This is a genomic window from Niallia sp. FSL W8-0177 (assembly GCF_038006285.1).
GTDB classification, from domain to species: Bacteria; Bacillota; Bacilli; order Bacillales; family Cytobacillaceae; genus Niallia; species Niallia circulans_A.
This window is the reverse complement of sequence record NZ_JBBOUX010000001.1, coordinates 1,825,789-1,841,384: the sequence shown is the minus strand read 5'-3', so window position 1 is coordinate 1,841,384 and position 15,596 is coordinate 1,825,789. Positions and strand designations below refer to the sequence as shown.

Sequence of the window (15,596 nt, the reverse complement as noted above, 5' to 3'; positions counted from 1 at the left end):
CCAGAAGTGAGAGGAGAGTTAGTAATGAACAATAAGAGTAATTTTATATTCATCCTTTTATTTTTATTTTTCCCATTAATATTTTTGATTAGTTCTTTCGGTTGGAGATATATCTTGCAACAGAAAGAGTTAATGGTAGTTGCAACAGACTGCTTTGCTATTTTAGGTATTTACTATGTGATTAGCAGTGTTTTCTTTTCTTTTACTTTTAAAAAGATAAATTTAAAAGATTTATAATAGAAAAGACATACGAGTTGAGAAATCGAAAAAAGAATAGAGGTATAGCCATTCCTTAAGAAAGGGAGCCATCTTTTCGTTTGGATGGTTCTTTTTTTTGTCGAATTCTGTGATAATATGAAACTATTATCATTCGAAAATCGTCTAGATTTTGAGAGAATCTGTTTTGCAAGGACTACTTCAAGGAGGTACAAATGACAGAAATAAAGTATTCATTTCAAAAAAAGCCAACAAAGAGAAAATTAATTGGCGGCATTATCATAGCGGCATTATTAGTCGTTATATCTTTCATTATGCTAATGTTCTACCCATTTGCCAATAAGGATAAGGTGGAGTATTTCAAAGGAAAAAATCCTGTATTATTAAATGGAGAACAAGTCGGCAATGCTATTATAGACAAGGGCACGGTTTATTTGCCTCTAAATATTTGGCAGGAAAAAATAGATGAAAGTATCACTTATGATGAGAATAGTAATTCCGTTATTGTCACGACTAAAGATAAGGTGATCCAATTTCCGTCTGATTCTGTTTCCTATTATGTAAATAATAAAAACACTAAACTTTCCTTTCATCCATTAAGAGATGAGAATGGAACAGTTTACTTGGCTTTAGATCCATTAGCGAGCTTTTATCCAATCCAATACTCTATAGTAGAGGATAACCATGTGGTGCTTTTAGAGGAAAATGGACAAGAAAGAGCAAGCGGAATATTTACTACGAAAAAAGTTAAAAACGATTTCACCAGATTGCGTTCGGAGGCTGCATTGCGATCTCCTTATACAGGGGAATTAGTACCTGGTGAGCATGTAACAATTGAAAAAGAAGTAGATGGTTTTTATTTTGTAAGAAAAGCGAATGGAATTGCCGGGTTTGTAAAAAAGAAATATGTAGATAAAGGGAAATCAGAGGTTGTTGAAGTTGAATTAGAACAGAAAGAACCTAAATTGAAGAAGATCAATGGGCCAATCCAATTAACATGGGAAGCTGTTTATTCTAGAAATCCAGATACTTCAAAGATATCAAAAATGCACGGTGTAAATGTTGTTTCCCCAACTTGGTTTAAACTGAAGGGAACTGACGGTAATGTCAGTAATTTAGGCTCAAAAGCTTATGTTGAGTGGGCGCATAAACAAGACTATCAAGTATGGGGATTATTTTCTAATGCTTTTGATCCGGATAAAACACACGAAGTATTCAAGGATTATCAAAAAAGGCAAACAGTGATTAGACAACTTTTAGTTTATAGCGAAATGTACGATTTAGATGGAATCAACATTGATATTGAAAATGTTCGGGAAGAAGATGGCAAATATATCACCCAATTTGTGAGAGAAGCTACACCTTATTTACATGATGCGGGTCTGACTGTATCAATGGATATAACGTTTATAGCTGGCGGGAATTATTCTGCATTCTTACAGCGAGACCATTTAGCCGAGATTGTCGATTATCTTGTTGTGATGGCATATGATGAGCATTGGGCAACAAGCCCGAATCCTGGAAGTGTGGCAAGTTTTCCATGGGTTGAAGCGAATTTAGAAACATTACTTGATATTGTTCCAAGTGATAAGCTTGTCCTCGGAGTACCATTATATGCTCGACTATGGGAAGAAAAAGAAAATGGAGAATTATCCTCTAAATCACTTTCGATGGAAAGTGTGGAGGAATGGTTAAAAGAACATAAAGTTACCCCTACCTATGATGAAGCGAGCGGTCAAAATTATGGGGAATATTATGATGAAAAAACGAAATCAACCTTTAAAATTTGGCTGGAAGATGAATTATCTTTAACAAAGAGAGCAGAATTAGTCGAAAAGTATAACTTAGCTGGACTTGCAAGTTGGTCGCGTACTTTTGCTAATGAAGCAGCATGGTCTGCTTTATCTTTAGAGAAAAAAGAACAATAAGTAATGCTTTAAAACCACTTTCCCATACAAAGGAAAGTGGTTTTTGCTATCATTTTATATTTTAAATAATTTAACTATCGTTTGTAACTCTTCAGCTAATTTCGCAAGAGATAAGGAAGAAGAAGAAATTTCCTCCATGGAAGCTAGTTGTTGCTGTGTTGCTGCTGATATATTCTGGGTTCTATTTGCAGATTCAATCGCAACATCGCTTACTTCATAAATCGTATGACTAATAATGTCTGTACCTTCTGTAAATTTAACTAAGGCATTCGATATTTCTTCGATTTGACCTACAACGTTCTTTACAGCTATCTCTATTTTTTGAAAAGAGCTTCCGGCAATCTGGACAATATCTAGTCCAGATTGTACTTCGTTAGAAGCTTTTTTCATTGTTTCAATGGTTTGCTCAGTATCCTTTTGGATCATATGGATTAACTTCGCAATATTTTCGGTAGAGGCCGTTGATTCTTCTGCAAGTTTTCTTACTTCGTCAGCAACAACGGCAAATCCTTTTCCGTGCTCACCAGCTCTAGCAGCTTCTATAGCGGCATTTAAAGCTAAAAGGTTTGTTTGGGCTGAAATTCCAGTAATAACATCCGTTATCTGGCCAATTTCCGCTGAACGTTCATTTAAAATACTTATTGCATCTGAAAGACTATTAACATTAGAATAAATCGAATTCATTTGCTTATTTACTTGTTGAATAGCTTTGTTACCTTCTGTCGACATATCAGATGCATGCTTTACGTTTTCAGACATTTTTTCCGTATGAGCAGCAATTGAATTTGTATGTTCCGAGATTGTTGTGATGACTTGGTTGCTTTCTTTTACTTTCATTACTTGTGTTTCAGATCCAGTTGCTAATTCTTGAATGGTTAGACTTATATGCTCACTTGCACTGCTATTTTGTTCTGCACTTGCACTAAGTTCTTCCGATGCGGACGCTACATGCTGCGAGGATTCCTGTACAGTACTAAATACATTGCGAAGTTTCTCCGTCATTCGGTTGAAAGAGGTAGTAAGTTCGCCGATTTCATCTTTTGATTGATAGGTTCCCTTTACCGTAAAGTCCCCTTGTTCTGCTTTAAATAATAAATCTTTTATTTGTTTTACTGGTCTTACAATCATACGACTGATAATAAGACTAATAAATAATAAAAGGATGAGAGCAGCAACGCTAATGATAAAGACAATAATAGTAACTGTTTGTACACTCTCTATGTTTTTTTTATAAGTAGCTTCTGCGGAGGAAGCCTTTAAGTTTTGAAGCGATGTCAGAGTGTCATTTACTTTGACTCTATATTCCTCGACATCTGTTGTGAAAATACGGTAAGCATCTTCATTTTTATTCTGTAAAGCAAGGGAAATTACATCTTTTCGCGCATCATTTAATTTTTGCATTTCTTCGTTATATACGGTAACTAGCTCTTTTTCCTCGGTTGTTATGTTGTCTTTTAAAAATTCAGACAATAGATGATCTGTTTCTTGAGATGTAGCTGTTAACTGATCATTTAATTCTTTGTTTTTGGCTGATTCAGTAGTAAGCAAGAGTTCTAAAGTGTAGCCGTTACTAGCTCTTGTGTTAATTCTCATCTGCATAAGATTGGATATTGGTATTAAACTTTTCTCATACATTTCTTGTGAATCTTTTGCCATATCCTTAATGTAGTGCAATCCCGTGTAGCCAATAGTTCCCAGAGAAAGGGCACTTACTAAAATAATGATAAAAAGCTTCCGAGTAATATTTAGATTTTTCAGTAGTTTCAAGCAGATTTCTCCTTTAAATTAAAATAATATTTACACTACTATATCGGCAAGGATATGGCAGTACATAAGTAATTTTTAAAAAATATTTTTGCAGCTGAATTTTTTCCTTTTTTTAAAAGAATCAAAAGAAAATGGATAGTACTATATATCAAATTTCGTTTTATCGAAGCATGCTGTTTTTAGAGCAACTATTTTTAAAAGGATAAGTGGAAGGAGCATTAATAATATTGTTGAAGTGTTTATATAAAACAATTGAAAGGGTCTCTCTGGGAGAGTTATGCTTACGGCGAGCAATTCTTAGAGCAAAAAGTGGGGAATTTAAGGGTCTCTATGAAAAATAACCCCTTACATTTATAAATTGTTTAGTTAGAGAATTTTATTGCCAAAAACTTTATGTAGGCATAAATCTATGCAAATAATGCAATTTTCTTTTGAAGTGTGGCAAAATTTGCTATTGTTAGAGTGTGTTCTATTATGCTTTCCATCGTTTTTTCTTCCCTCTTTGGGGAAATATACTAGAAATGAATTGGAATAGGAGCGATTTTAATGACAATTGAAAATCCAAGTCGAGAAGAGATTGGCAAAATTTTAAAAAAAGCGAAAAAAATTGCGGTAGTTGGTTTAAGCGATAATCCTTCTAGAACATCCTATATGGTTTCAGAGGCGATGCAAAAGGCAGGATATGAAATTATCCCCGTAAATCCAACGGTAGATGAAGTATTAGGTGTGAAAGCAGTTAAGCAATTAACAGATATCAAGGGACATGTTGATATTGTTAATGTGTTTAGAAGATCGGAATTCTTACCAGAGGTTGCAGCTGAGTTTGAAAAAATAGATGCAGATATATTTTGGGCTCAATTGGGACTTGTACATGAAGAAACATTTCATGATCTAACAGAAAAAGGCTATACGGTAATCATGGATCGCTGTATTAAAGTAGAGCACGCGATGACAAAATAGAAAAAGAAAAAGCAGAATGGTTGTCACTAATCATTCTGTTTTTTCTTTTGTAATAGAATAGCATTTATCCTAAAAAAACTGTTTGTTTGAGTGGATAAAACGATATCATTTTAAAAAAAATGAACGCGGTATTTATAAACTTATTCGTTTTTCCAAAGAATCTGTGTTAACATAATATAGATAAAAAGAGGAAATCCTCTTAAAAAAATCTTTTGCTTTTGCGATTATTGGTATAATATTGGTTTTGTCAGGAAAAAATCGAAAGATAAAATGGAAAATGAACGTGAAAAATGAGATTATGTGCTACAATACGATATAAGAACAAATGTTCTTTGTTGGACAGGTATCAACAACTGTTTATTAAAATTCGATAATTTGAAAAAAAGAAGGTTAGTAGAAAAGCCTTCTTTTAAACTCGTCTAATAAAAGTAGGGCTGTTTTAGAATTTTTGTTAACGATAGAAATTACAGCTTTATATAAGAAAGTGACAAAAATTCTTAACTGCCTAAAAAACAATTACCCGATAAATATTTTGGAACTTAGAGGATAATTCGTTTTTTAGACGAATACATAAACAATTGTTCGACATGATACATAGAAAGATACTATGTCGGATTTGTAGAAGTGAAAGGGGTATGTCAGTGGCAAAAGATCAGCAAGCATTCGAATATAATGATGATGCCATTCAGGTGTTAGAAGGTTTAGAAGCTGTCAGAAAACGTCCGGGAATGTATATCGGGAGTACAGATTCTAGAGGATTGCATCATCTTGTATATGAAATTGTAGATAACGCAGTCGATGAAGCACTGGCTGGATATGGAGATGCGATTATTGTAAAAATTCATCGTGACAATTCCATTAGTGTCAAAGATAGAGGACGTGGAATGCCGACTGGAATGCATAAGATTGGAAAGCCAACTCCTGAAGTTATCTTTACCATTCTTCATGCTGGAGGAAAATTTGGACAAGGCGGTTACAAAACTAGTGGCGGCTTACATGGTGTAGGTGCTTCTGTTGTTAACGCATTATCAGAATGGGTTGTTGTAAAGATCAAACGCGATGGTTTTATTTATGAACAACGTTTTGAAAACGGCGGAAAACCTGTCACCACACTAGAAAAAGTCGGGAAAACAAATCAAACTGGAACAACGATTCACTTTAAGCCAGATCCAGCGATATTTTCAACAACAACTTATAATTATGAAACGCTTTGTGAACGTTTAAGAGAATCTGCCTTTTTATTAAAAGGGCTAAGAATTGAAATTATCGATGAAAGAAATAATGAGCACGGTGTTTTCCATTATGAAAATGGAATAGAAGCTTTTGTTGAATATTTAAATGAAGAGAAAGATACCCTGCATCCAGTCGTAAGCCTTGAAGGCGAAAGTAACGGGATTGAAGTGGAATATGCTTTTCAATTCAATGATGGCTATTCAGAGAATGTTTTGTCCTTTGTTAATAATGTCCGCACAAAGGATGGCGGGACACATGAAGCTGGGGCCAAAACAGCCATGACACGTATGTTTAACGAATATGCGCGAAAAGTTAACCTTCTGAAAGAAAAGGATAAAAACTTGGATGGTTCGGATATCCGTGAAGGCTTATCTGCTATCGTTTCTGTACGTGTACCAGAAGATTTATTACAATTTGAAGGGCAAACAAAAGGAAAATTAGGGACCAGTGAGGCAAGATCAGCGGTGGATGCTGTTGTCTCTGAACACTTAGCCTATTTCTTTGAGGAAAATCCTGAAGTCAGCTCTCTTTTAATTAAGAAATCGATTAAAGCGGCACAAGCTAGAGAAGCTGCTCGAAAGGCAAGAGAAGAAGCAAGAAGTGGGAAAAAACGTAAGCGTGGAGAGGCAGTTCTTTCTGGTAAGCTAACTCCTGCTCAATCGAAAAACCCACAAAGAAATGAATTATATTTAGTGGAAGGAGATTCTGCTGGCGGTTCCGCAAAACAGGGGAGAGATCGTCGCTTTCAAGCTGTTCTTCCATTGCGCGGAAAAGTAATCAATACGGAAAAAGCAAAGCTTGCAGATATCTTTAAAAATGAAGAGATAAACACAATTATCCATGCAATTGGGGCTGGAGTGGGAGCCGACTTTAAAGTAGAGGATTCTAACTATGATAAAGTCATTATCATGACAGATGCTGATACAGATGGAGCACATATTCAAGTACTTCTATTAACGTTTTTTTATCGTTATATGAAACCTCTTGTGGAAGCAGGTAAGGTATATATCGCTTTACCGCCATTGTATAAGGTTAGTAAAGGTTCTGGAAAAAAAGAAGTCATTGAATACTCTTGGAGCGATGATGACTTGCAAGATACCATTAAAAAAGTGGGGAAAGGCTATATTTTGCAGAGATATAAAGGTCTTGGCGAGATGAATGCCGATCAACTTTGGGAAACAACAATGAATCCTGAAACAAGAACGTTAATACGAGTTAAGATAGATGATCTTGCTCGTGCTGAACGTCGTGTCACAACATTAATGGGTGATAAGGTGGAACCACGTAGAAAATGGATTGAATCAAATGTTGCATTCGGATTAGAAGAAGAAGGCAATATTCTCGAAAATGAAAATATTATGGTCACTGAGGAGGAGAGTCCATCATGAGTTCATTAGAGCAATACCGTGATTTACCTTTAGAGGATGTTCTCGGTGATCGTTTTGGACGGTATAGTAAATACATTATTCAAGAACGGGCATTACCGGATGCGAGAGATGGATTAAAGCCTGTTCAGCGTCGTATTCTTTATGCGATGCATGAAGAAGGAAATACACATGATAAACATTTCCGCAAATCAGCAAAAACAGTCGGGAATGTTATTGGTAATTACCATCCCCACGGCGATTCTTCTGTATATGACGCGATGGTAAGAATGAGTCAAGAATGGAAGGTTCGTAATGTCCTAATTGAAATGCACGGAAATAACGGGAGTATTGACGGGGATCCACCGGCGGCTATGCGTTACACAGAGGCTAGATTATCGGCTATTTCTGCAGAGTTACTTCGTGATATTGAAAAAAGAACTGTGGATTTCATTCCAAACTTTGATGATACATCCAATGAACCAACGGTGTTACCAGCGAAATTCCCGAATTTGTTAGTCAATGGTTCTACAGGTATCTCGGCTGGATATGCAACAGATATACCACCACATCACTTGGGAGAAGTTATCGATGGTGTGATTGAGCGTATGGATTCACCAAATTGTACGGTGGAAGACATTATGAAACATATTAAAGGTCCAGATTTCCCGACTGGTGGTATTATCCAAGGAGTAGAAGGCATTAAAAAGGCATATGAGACTGGTAAAGGGAAAATCATTGTTCGTGGAAAAACAGAAATTGAAACATTACGAGGCGGCAAGCAGCAAATTGTCATTACAGAGGTTCCTTATGAGCTAAATAAAAGCAATCTGGTGAAAAAGATTGATGAATTGCGTTTGGATCGTAAAGTAGAGGGAATCGCAGAAGTAAGAGATGAAACGGATCGTACAGGATTGCGAATTGTAATCGAGTTGAAAAAAGAAGTCGATGCAAACGGAATTCTAAATTTCTTATTTAAAAATACCGATCTACAGATTACTTACAGCTTTAATATGGTAGCCATTCATAATAAACGTCCAAAATTAATGGGAATTATCGCTTTACTTGATGCTTATATCGAGCATCAAAAAGAAACGATTAAACGACGTACTGAATTCGACTTGCAAAAAGCTAAAGATCGCGAGCATATTGTGGATGGATTAATAAAAGCATTATCTATTCTTGATGAGGTTATAGCAACGATCCGCGCATCAAAGGATAAACGAGATGCGAAAAATAACTTGATGGCTGCTTTTCAATTTACTGAGCCTCAAGCAGAAGCAATTGTGTCTTTACAGTTATACCGCTTAACCAATACAGATATAACGGCATTAGAAGCAGAGGCGGCAGAGTTGGCCCAAAAAATTGAAGAGTGGACGGCAATCCTAGCAAGTGAAAAGAAATTGCTATCGGTTATCAAAAAAGAACTTAAAGATGTAAAAAAACGCTTTGTTAGTGAAAGACGTACATTAATACAAGATGAAATTGAAGAAATTAAAATCAATCTTGAAGTCTTAATCGCGAGTGAAGATGTAATTGTCACTGTAACGAAAGATGGATATATTAAGCGCACAAGCCAGCGTTCATATGCAGCAAGCAATGGCCAAGATTTTGGTATGAAAGATACAGATCGAATACTTGCCAAAATAGATGTAAACACAACCGAAGTCTTGTTATTGTTTACAGACAAAGGCAATTATCTCTATTTACCGGTACACGAGTTGCCAGATATACGCTGGAAGGATCTAGGTCAGCATATTTCCAATATCATACCAATTGACCGAGATGAATCGATTATTAAGGCAATGCCTATAAAGGACTTTGAACAAAATCAATATCTGCTTTTCTTTACAAAAAATGGTATGGCGAAGAAAACAGAGTTGATTAACTATAAAGCACAGCGTTACTCTAAACCATTAGTTGCTATTAACCTAAAAGGAGACGACGAAGTAGTAGATGTTTTCCTAACAAACGGTAAACAAGAAGTTTTAATAGCAACTCATATAGGTTATGCCTTACGATTCCATGAGGAAGAAATCAATATTGTTGGTGCAAGAGCAGCTGGTGTCAAAGGTATTAATCTTAAAGACAATGATTATGTTGTTGCTGGTAAAGTTATAACAAATCCTCTGCAGGAAAGCGTCGTAATTGTTACGCAACGTGGTTCCATAAAAAAAATGAAACTCACTGAATTTGAGTTTTCTGGAAGAGCAAAACGAGGCTTGATTATGCTTCGAGAATTAAAAGCAAATCCTCACCGTATTGTTGGGATGACAATAGCAGGGGCACAAGATATCATTTATCTTCAAACCGAGAAAGGCGATATTGAATCGCTGAAAACGGCAGATCTTCGCTTTAATGATCGCTATTCCAATGGATCCTTTGTTATCGATGAAACAGAGGCAGGTAAAATTGTTGAATTATGGGAAGAAAAAATTACCGATGAGCAAGTATAAATAATATTAGTTTAAGAGGTTCCCGATTCGTAAGGTCAATTGCGAATTGGGAACCTCTTTTAATTAGAATGAAATTGTTTTGGATATAGGGAAGGTAAAGCGATGAAAACCACTTTGGAAGAGAATGTCGAAGAAAAAGGTGTTCATCGAGTGAATGAAAACCACTTTGAAGGAGAACGCAGGAGAAAATAGCGTTCATCGAATAAATGAAAACCACTTTGAAGGAGAACGCAGGAAAAAATAGCGTTCATGAAGAAAATGAAAGCCACATTGGAGTAGAACGTAAGAGAAAATAGCTTTCATCGAATGAATGAAAACCACTTTGAAGGAGAACGCAGGAGAAAATAGCGTTCATGAAGAAAATGAAAGCCACATTGGACTAGAACGCAGGAGAAAATAGCGTTCATGAAGAAAATGAAAGCCACATTGGAGTAGAACGTAAGAGAAAATAGCGTTCATCGAATAAATGAAAACCACTTTGAAGGAGAACGTAAGAGAAAATAGCGTTCATCGAATAAACGAAAACCACTTTGAAGGAGAACGCAGGAGAAAATAGCGTTCATCGAGTGAATGAAAGCAACTTTGGAAGAGAATGCAGGAAAAAATAGTGTTCATGAAGAAAATGAAAACCACTTTGCAGGAGAACGCAGAAGAAAATAGCGTTCATCAAACAAATGAATACTACTTTTTATAATACCACTGAAAAAGGCAGTCTTTATCCGAGCAAACCCCGCTTTTTTAAATACGAAAATCATAAACAATGGAGTTCATTTACCTTCTAATAATGCCAGTTTACTTTATGCAAAACCTCCAATTAAAATTTCTTTTCCTTTCTTACATGATTTTACCAAAAAAGGACATCCTAAAAGTAATAAGACATAGGGAGGTTTTAGCATGAGAAGGGAAATGCTTGTGGCTTTATGTGCTTTCTTTTTGATGACTTTAACTGCTATTACTGGTGTATATGCAATGGAGAAAGAAGATAAAACAAACAAATTAATTTTGGAAGAAAAAATCGATATAACAAATGATGAACAGGAAGAAACCGTGCAATTAAAAGGAGATGCATCCGATCAGCCTGAAAATAGCAATTTCTTTAAGGAATTTGTTTTAAAGGTAACGAAAGGAAAAGATAAGAGCGTCACTCTAACAGTGGAAGGTGGATTTGATCCTGTATTACATATAATCGATATAAATGATGATCATCAAAAAGAAATATTACTTACTGTTTCTGCGAATGAAAGAGGGTCAGAAAAAAACTTTTATTTCTTTCAACTACAAGGCAATCATTTAATAGAATTGCAAAAACCAGAGCTGGCATCGGTTGAAAGTCAGTTTAAAGATGCCTATAAAGCGGAAATAAAAATAAATAATGAAAAAACATATATATTCGATTTATATGATCGGAGAAATCATTATGAGAAACTTGGTCTTTATCATAAAGCAAGATTAAATGAACCAACTGAATTAATTTTATCCCCCTTTTCCGAATTAAAAGTAACAAGATTCAACAATCAAACGGCGATGAAAGGGAAACAAAGAATTAGTGGACTGGCGACAGTTGATACGATTGGTTACTTGGAAACTTGGTGGATATGGAAAAAGGAAGAATGGATATTAGAAAAAGTAAAAGTGAAGGAAATTAGTTATAAAGGATCGCAGCACCATTAAAAAAAGAGATTCTTCATTTTAAGGAGAAATAAGTAGTATAATGAAAGTACTTATTTCTTTTATGAAAGGATCGAATTTATGTCATTACTTTTCTTATGTTTAAGTGCTGTACTTGGGGGATGGTTGTTTCAAGTATGCCAGCTTCCTCTGTCTTGGCTGCTTGGCCCCATGTTCAGTACCATCCTTTATGTTCGACTTGCCAAAAATTCTCCGTATTTACCTTTTTCCTTTCGAGATATCGGACTCCTTGTTATTGGCTACCTCATTGGAAGACAATTTACCAGTCAGACACTTATTGAAATGGGAACCCACCTCCCCTCCATGCTTTTGATGACGGTTGTTATGCTTGCCTTTAGTTTACTTCTTGCCTTTACAACTTCAAAATTAACGCATAGTAATTTAAAATCAACTGTTGCCGGTAGTATCCCAGGAGGACTATCTCAAATGGTGGCGATTAGTTCAGAAATAAAAGGAATTGATCTCACTGTCGTTACAGTTATTCAAATAAGTAGAATTTTATCTGTCATGATTCTTGTTCCACTCCTCGTATATAGTCCTATTTTGTATGGCAATCAAGTAGTTGCAGCAGTAACAACCACTAGCGGAAGCCCGAGCTATCATTGGATGATTTTCCTAATCTTATTCTTTTGCTCTCTAATTGCAAGCAAAGTGAAAAAGTGGAAGTTTCCAGCGCCGTTTATGATTGGTCCAATGATTTTTGTTGCAACCATATCGATTGCTGGGATGGATGTACCCGCAATTCCGACTTCTCTTGCATGTGTGGCACAAACATTGATTGGAATTGATCTTGGTTTACAAATTAAATTTGGTAATATCGAAAACAAAGCAAGGTTTTTAAGTGTTGTAACAGTAACTTCTGCCTTACTAGTCCTTTTTTCTTTAGTACTTGGCTATATTTTAGTAAGAGTAGATCAGGATATTTCATTATTGACTGCTTTTATTGGATTAGCTCCAGGAGGAATGGCGGAAATGGCCGTACTGGGGCAATCCGTTCATGCTAACTTGCCGATTATCACAACGTACCAGTTATTTCGATTGTTGTTTATCTTATTTTGTGTCCCAATTATTATGAAATGGGGTTTTCAGCGTGTAGAAAAAAGATTAGCAGAGCGAAAAGGTTAATTTCAATAGGATTAATTTGTGCAACAATCTAATTGCTACTTGTAAGTTTTATTTCCGAAAAGAAAAAGACGAATCATTCCAATTAGTATAAAATAGGATAGAAGCAAGTGGTTTGAATATTCTTATAGGAAGGAGGGAGAAAAAATACCGCTTTTAATTTGCTTTGGAGATAGTATTATTGCAGGGAGAGAAACTAGAAATGAACCTGTTTTGACAGCCATGCTGGCAGATAAAATCGATCATTATGAAATAATCAATGCAGGAATAAATGGGAATAACACAGTTGATGCATTAAAAAGAATACAAGCAGATGTTATCCAGAAGCAGCCTGATTTAGTAACGATTTTATTTGGTGCAAATGATGCAGCCTTTCATAAGATGATTGACTTACCTACCTATCGAAAAAATATGAAGAGAATCGTCCAATTAATTGGTCCAGACAAGGCTATTCTGATTACGCCAGCTCCAGTCGATGAAACGTTGCAGTTTGCAAGGACAAATGAGGTTTTAGCTAGGTATGCAAATGCAGTTAAGGAAGTTGCTAATGAAACAGGAGCATACTTTATTGATTTTTATACTGAAATGCTCTCTTTAAAAGATTATCAGAAGAAACTAAAAGGTATACATAATGATGGTCTTCATTTTGGGGAAGCAGGTTATGCTATTTTAGTAGATTTGCTTGTGAAAAAAATAGATAAAATTTGGTAGGTGGAGATATGGAATATACAGGTTCTTCTGTATACGATCAGGAACAGTTCTTTGAAAATTATCGGGCTAGAAGAAATCGAAAAACAAGTCCCAATAATAGTATAGAAAGCCCTATTTTATCTGAATTATTAGGGAAAATAGACGGTAAGTCTATCCTTGATTTAGGTTGTGGAGATGCAAGTTTTGGTATAGAACTTTTAGAAAAAGGTGCAGCAAGTTATACAGGAATAGAAGGTTCGAAGAGAATGTTTGACGAAGCTTCCCATATTTTAAATGGCACAACTGCTTCTGTGTATCATTCTACACTAGAGGATTGGAAATTTAGCAATAGCAAAATGGATATCGTTGTCTCAAGGCTAGTATTTCACTATATTAAAGACTTACAGCCAATTTTTCAGGGTGTATATGATCAGTTAAATGATAATGGTAAGTTTATCTTTAGTGTGCAACATCCTCTATGCCTTTCTACATTTGACAGTTCCGTTTCCTCGAAAAAAAGAACGAATTGGATTGTCGATGATTATTTTTCTATAGGAGAAAGAATAGAGCGATGGATAGATGAGGAAGTAGTAAAATATCATCGCACGATTGAGGAGTATTTTCGGCTGTTAAAAGAAGCAGGCTTTAAAATAACCGATTTACGAGAAGGAATGCCGAAACGAGAAAATTTTTTGCGTAAAGAAGAATATGAAAGACGAATGAGGATTCCGCTTTTCTTGATAGTATCTTGCGAAAAATAAAGCAAAGGAAGGGAGTTTCAAATGAAGAAGGAATTGAGACTGTATTTTATCAGACATGGAGAGACTCAATATAATATCGAAAAGAGAATGCAAGGGTTTTGTGATTCTCCTTTAACAGAAAATGGGATATTACAAGCAAGGTCAGTTGGTGCTGGTTTAACAGATATACCTTTTGAGGCTGCTTATGCCAGTGATAGTCAGAGAGTGTTAGATACGGCAAAATTTGCTATTGGTAATAGAAATATTCAATTAACAAAAGATGCAAGATTAAAAGAAATGAATTTCGGAATGTTAGAAGCAATGCTGCAGACAGACATTATCGCACAGCATGGAGATATAGTGGAAAGACTCTTCTCCTTTACAGATATGGAAAGCAAAGTTCAAGATGGAGAATCCTTTACTGAATTATTAGCGCGGACAAGAACGGCTGTTGACGATATTATTGCTAAGCATAAAGATACAGGCGGCAATATTTTGGTTTTCTCTCATGGTGTTACGATTGGACTTTTCATTAAATCTCTGCTAAATATGGCTGATTACCCACACCATGATAATTGCTGTGTTTCTGTAATTAATGTAAAAGATGGTGTATTAATGGTCGAAAAAGTAGCAGATCCTTCGTTTCGTGATAATGGAAAGCTATCTTTATCTTTAAGTATAGATTAGATATTTCCCCCAACACTTATGTGAAAACTTATATAAAGGAGGGGGGAATAGTGAAAGCTACTCCTAATAAGATTCATATCATTGGTTCTGTAGGTAGTGGAAAAACGACATTAGCAAAAGATTTATCAATGAAATTACAAATTCCCTATTATGAATTAGATAATGTTGTTTGGAAGCGATCAGATCGTGGAGATATTAGAAGATCGGAAGAAGAGAGAAAAGCAAATTTACAATCCATAACCCAAACAGATAGATGGATTGTAGAAGGTGTGCATAGTGAGGAATGGGTACGTGGCAGCTTCCAACAAGCAGATGTCATTGTTTTTTTGGACACCAATTATCCTAAACGTACCTATCGTATAATAAAACGATACGTTAAACAGAAGCTTGGTCAAGAAAAGGCCCATTACCAGCCAAACTTAACGATTTTCTTTAAAATGTTTAAATGGAATAAGCATTTCGAGCAAGTAGGTAAACCTTCTTTCTTTCATACATACAAACAGTATCAGAACAAAATTTTTGTGATAAAAAATGAAAATGAATTATCGGACCTATTTAAAAATAACGATTGACATTTTTTGAAGTTTTTCCTAAAATGACAGAAAGTTTCAATTAGTTCCATAAGATAAACACGATGATTAGGAGTATTAAGAAGTAAGTATGCTAGAGAGAGCTGTCGTTTGGTGAAAGATAGCGCATATCACTTCCCAACTCGCCTAGGAGTGGTTAGGTAGAAATGTATAT

The 15,596-nt window shown here is 35.4% G+C and carries 12 protein-coding genes and 1 other annotated feature (1 of these 13 running past the window's edge); of the genes, 11 read left to right on the top strand and 1 reads right to left on the bottom strand.

What is annotated here, in order from left to right; all coding sequences use genetic code 11:
* Positions 1 to 114 precede the first annotated feature (114 nt).
* Both NST77_RS08945 and NST77_RS08940 read left to right on the top strand, forming a co-directional pair.
* Positions 115 to 237, top strand: coding sequence for a hypothetical protein (locus NST77_RS08945; protein WP_268926805.1), 123 nt, complete (start codon positions 115 to 117; stop codon positions 235 to 237).
* A gap of 194 nt (positions 238 to 431) precedes the next feature.
* Positions 432 to 2,144: a glycosyl hydrolase family 18 protein gene (locus tag NST77_RS08940; protein WP_095328875.1), complete on the top strand. Its 1,713-nt coding sequence runs from the start codon at positions 432 to 434 to the stop codon at positions 2,142 to 2,144.
* 54 nt (positions 2,145 to 2,198) lie between these two features.
* On the opposite strand, the gene NST77_RS08935 is transcribed toward NST77_RS08940, so the two are convergent.
* Positions 2,199 to 3,911 (bottom strand): methyl-accepting chemotaxis protein, encoded by a 1,713-nt coding sequence (locus NST77_RS08935; protein WP_172859341.1) that lies wholly within the window; start codon positions 3,909 to 3,911, stop codon positions 2,199 to 2,201.
* Positions 3,912 to 4,457: 546 nt separating this feature from the next.
* Here NST77_RS08935 and NST77_RS08930 point away from each other — a divergent pair.
* The 9 genes from NST77_RS08930 (at position 4,458) to NST77_RS08890 (ending at position 15,424) form a co-directional block, all read left to right on the top strand.
* Positions 4,458 to 4,871, top strand: coding sequence for a CoA-binding protein (locus NST77_RS08930; RefSeq protein WP_095328873.1), 414 nt, complete (start codon positions 4,458 to 4,460; stop codon positions 4,869 to 4,871).
* A 641-nt stretch (positions 4,872 to 5,512) separates the two neighbouring features.
* The gene (gene parE / locus NST77_RS08925) at positions 5,513 to 7,492 is read left to right on the top strand and encodes a DNA topoisomerase IV subunit B (protein WP_095328872.1); all 1,980 of its coding nucleotides are present in this window, start codon (positions 5,513 to 5,515) and stop codon (positions 7,490 to 7,492) included.
* On the top strand, positions 7,489 to 9,924 hold the full coding sequence (gene parC, locus NST77_RS08920) for a DNA topoisomerase IV subunit A (protein ID WP_095328871.1): 2,436 nt from the start codon (positions 7,489 to 7,491) through the stop codon (positions 9,922 to 9,924). The genes parE and parC overlap by 4 nt, the downstream gene beginning before the upstream one ends.
* A gap of 894 nt (positions 9,925 to 10,818) precedes the next feature.
* A complete protein-coding gene (locus NST77_RS08915; protein WP_249878465.1) occupies positions 10,819 to 11,595 on the top strand; it encodes a hypothetical protein in 777 nt (258 codons plus the stop codon).
* Positions 11,596 to 11,673: 78 nt separating this feature from the next.
* Entirely contained in the window at positions 11,674 to 12,738 is a 1,065-nt protein-coding gene (locus tag NST77_RS08910) for an AbrB family transcriptional regulator (RefSeq protein ID WP_275068790.1), read from the top strand.
* A gap of 144 nt (positions 12,739 to 12,882) precedes the next feature.
* Positions 12,883 to 13,446: an SGNH/GDSL hydrolase family protein gene (locus tag NST77_RS08905; RefSeq protein WP_341123739.1), complete on the top strand. Its 564-nt coding sequence runs from the start codon at positions 12,883 to 12,885 to the stop codon at positions 13,444 to 13,446.
* Between the two features lie 8 nt (positions 13,447 to 13,454).
* Positions 13,455 to 14,186 (top strand): class I SAM-dependent DNA methyltransferase, encoded by a 732-nt coding sequence (locus NST77_RS08900; protein ID WP_341122917.1) that lies wholly within the window; start codon positions 13,455 to 13,457, stop codon positions 14,184 to 14,186.
* Between the two features lie 21 nt (positions 14,187 to 14,207).
* Positions 14,208 to 14,852 carry a histidine phosphatase family protein gene (locus NST77_RS08895; protein ID WP_341122916.1) on the top strand — a complete coding sequence of 215 codons (645 nt, stop codon included), beginning with the start codon at positions 14,208 to 14,210 and terminating at the stop codon, positions 14,850 to 14,852.
* 47 nt (positions 14,853 to 14,899) lie between these two features.
* Positions 14,900 to 15,424, top strand: coding sequence for a DNA topology modulation protein FlaR (locus NST77_RS08890; protein ID WP_341123738.1), 525 nt, complete (start codon positions 14,900 to 14,902; stop codon positions 15,422 to 15,424).
* 53 nt (positions 15,425 to 15,477) lie between these two features.
* Positions 15,478 to 15,596: a binding site (T-box leader), on the top strand (it continues 93 nt past the right edge of the window).

What these genes read in the sequence shown, in the direction of transcription:
- NST77_RS08895 (WP_341122916.1), top strand. Translation starts at nt 14,208, where the DNA reads ATGAAGAAGGAATTGAGACTGTATTTTATCAGACATGGAGAGACTCAA.
- NST77_RS08910 (WP_275068790.1), top strand. Translation starts at nt 11,674, where the DNA reads ATGTCATTACTTTTCTTATGTTTAAGTGCTGTACTTGGGGGATGGTTG.
- NST77_RS08900 (WP_341122917.1), top strand. Translation starts at nt 13,455, where the DNA reads ATGGAATATACAGGTTCTTCTGTATACGATCAGGAACAGTTCTTTGAA.
- NST77_RS08915 (WP_249878465.1), top strand. Translation starts at nt 10,819, where the DNA reads ATGAGAAGGGAAATGCTTGTGGCTTTATGTGCTTTCTTTTTGATGACT.
- parC (WP_095328871.1), top strand. Translation starts at nt 7,489, where the DNA reads ATGAGTTCATTAGAGCAATACCGTGATTTACCTTTAGAGGATGTTCTC.
- NST77_RS08940 (WP_095328875.1), top strand. Translation starts at nt 432, where the DNA reads ATGACAGAAATAAAGTATTCATTTCAAAAAAAGCCAACAAAGAGAAAA.
- NST77_RS08930 (WP_095328873.1), top strand. Translation starts at nt 4,458, where the DNA reads ATGACAATTGAAAATCCAAGTCGAGAAGAGATTGGCAAAATTTTAAAA.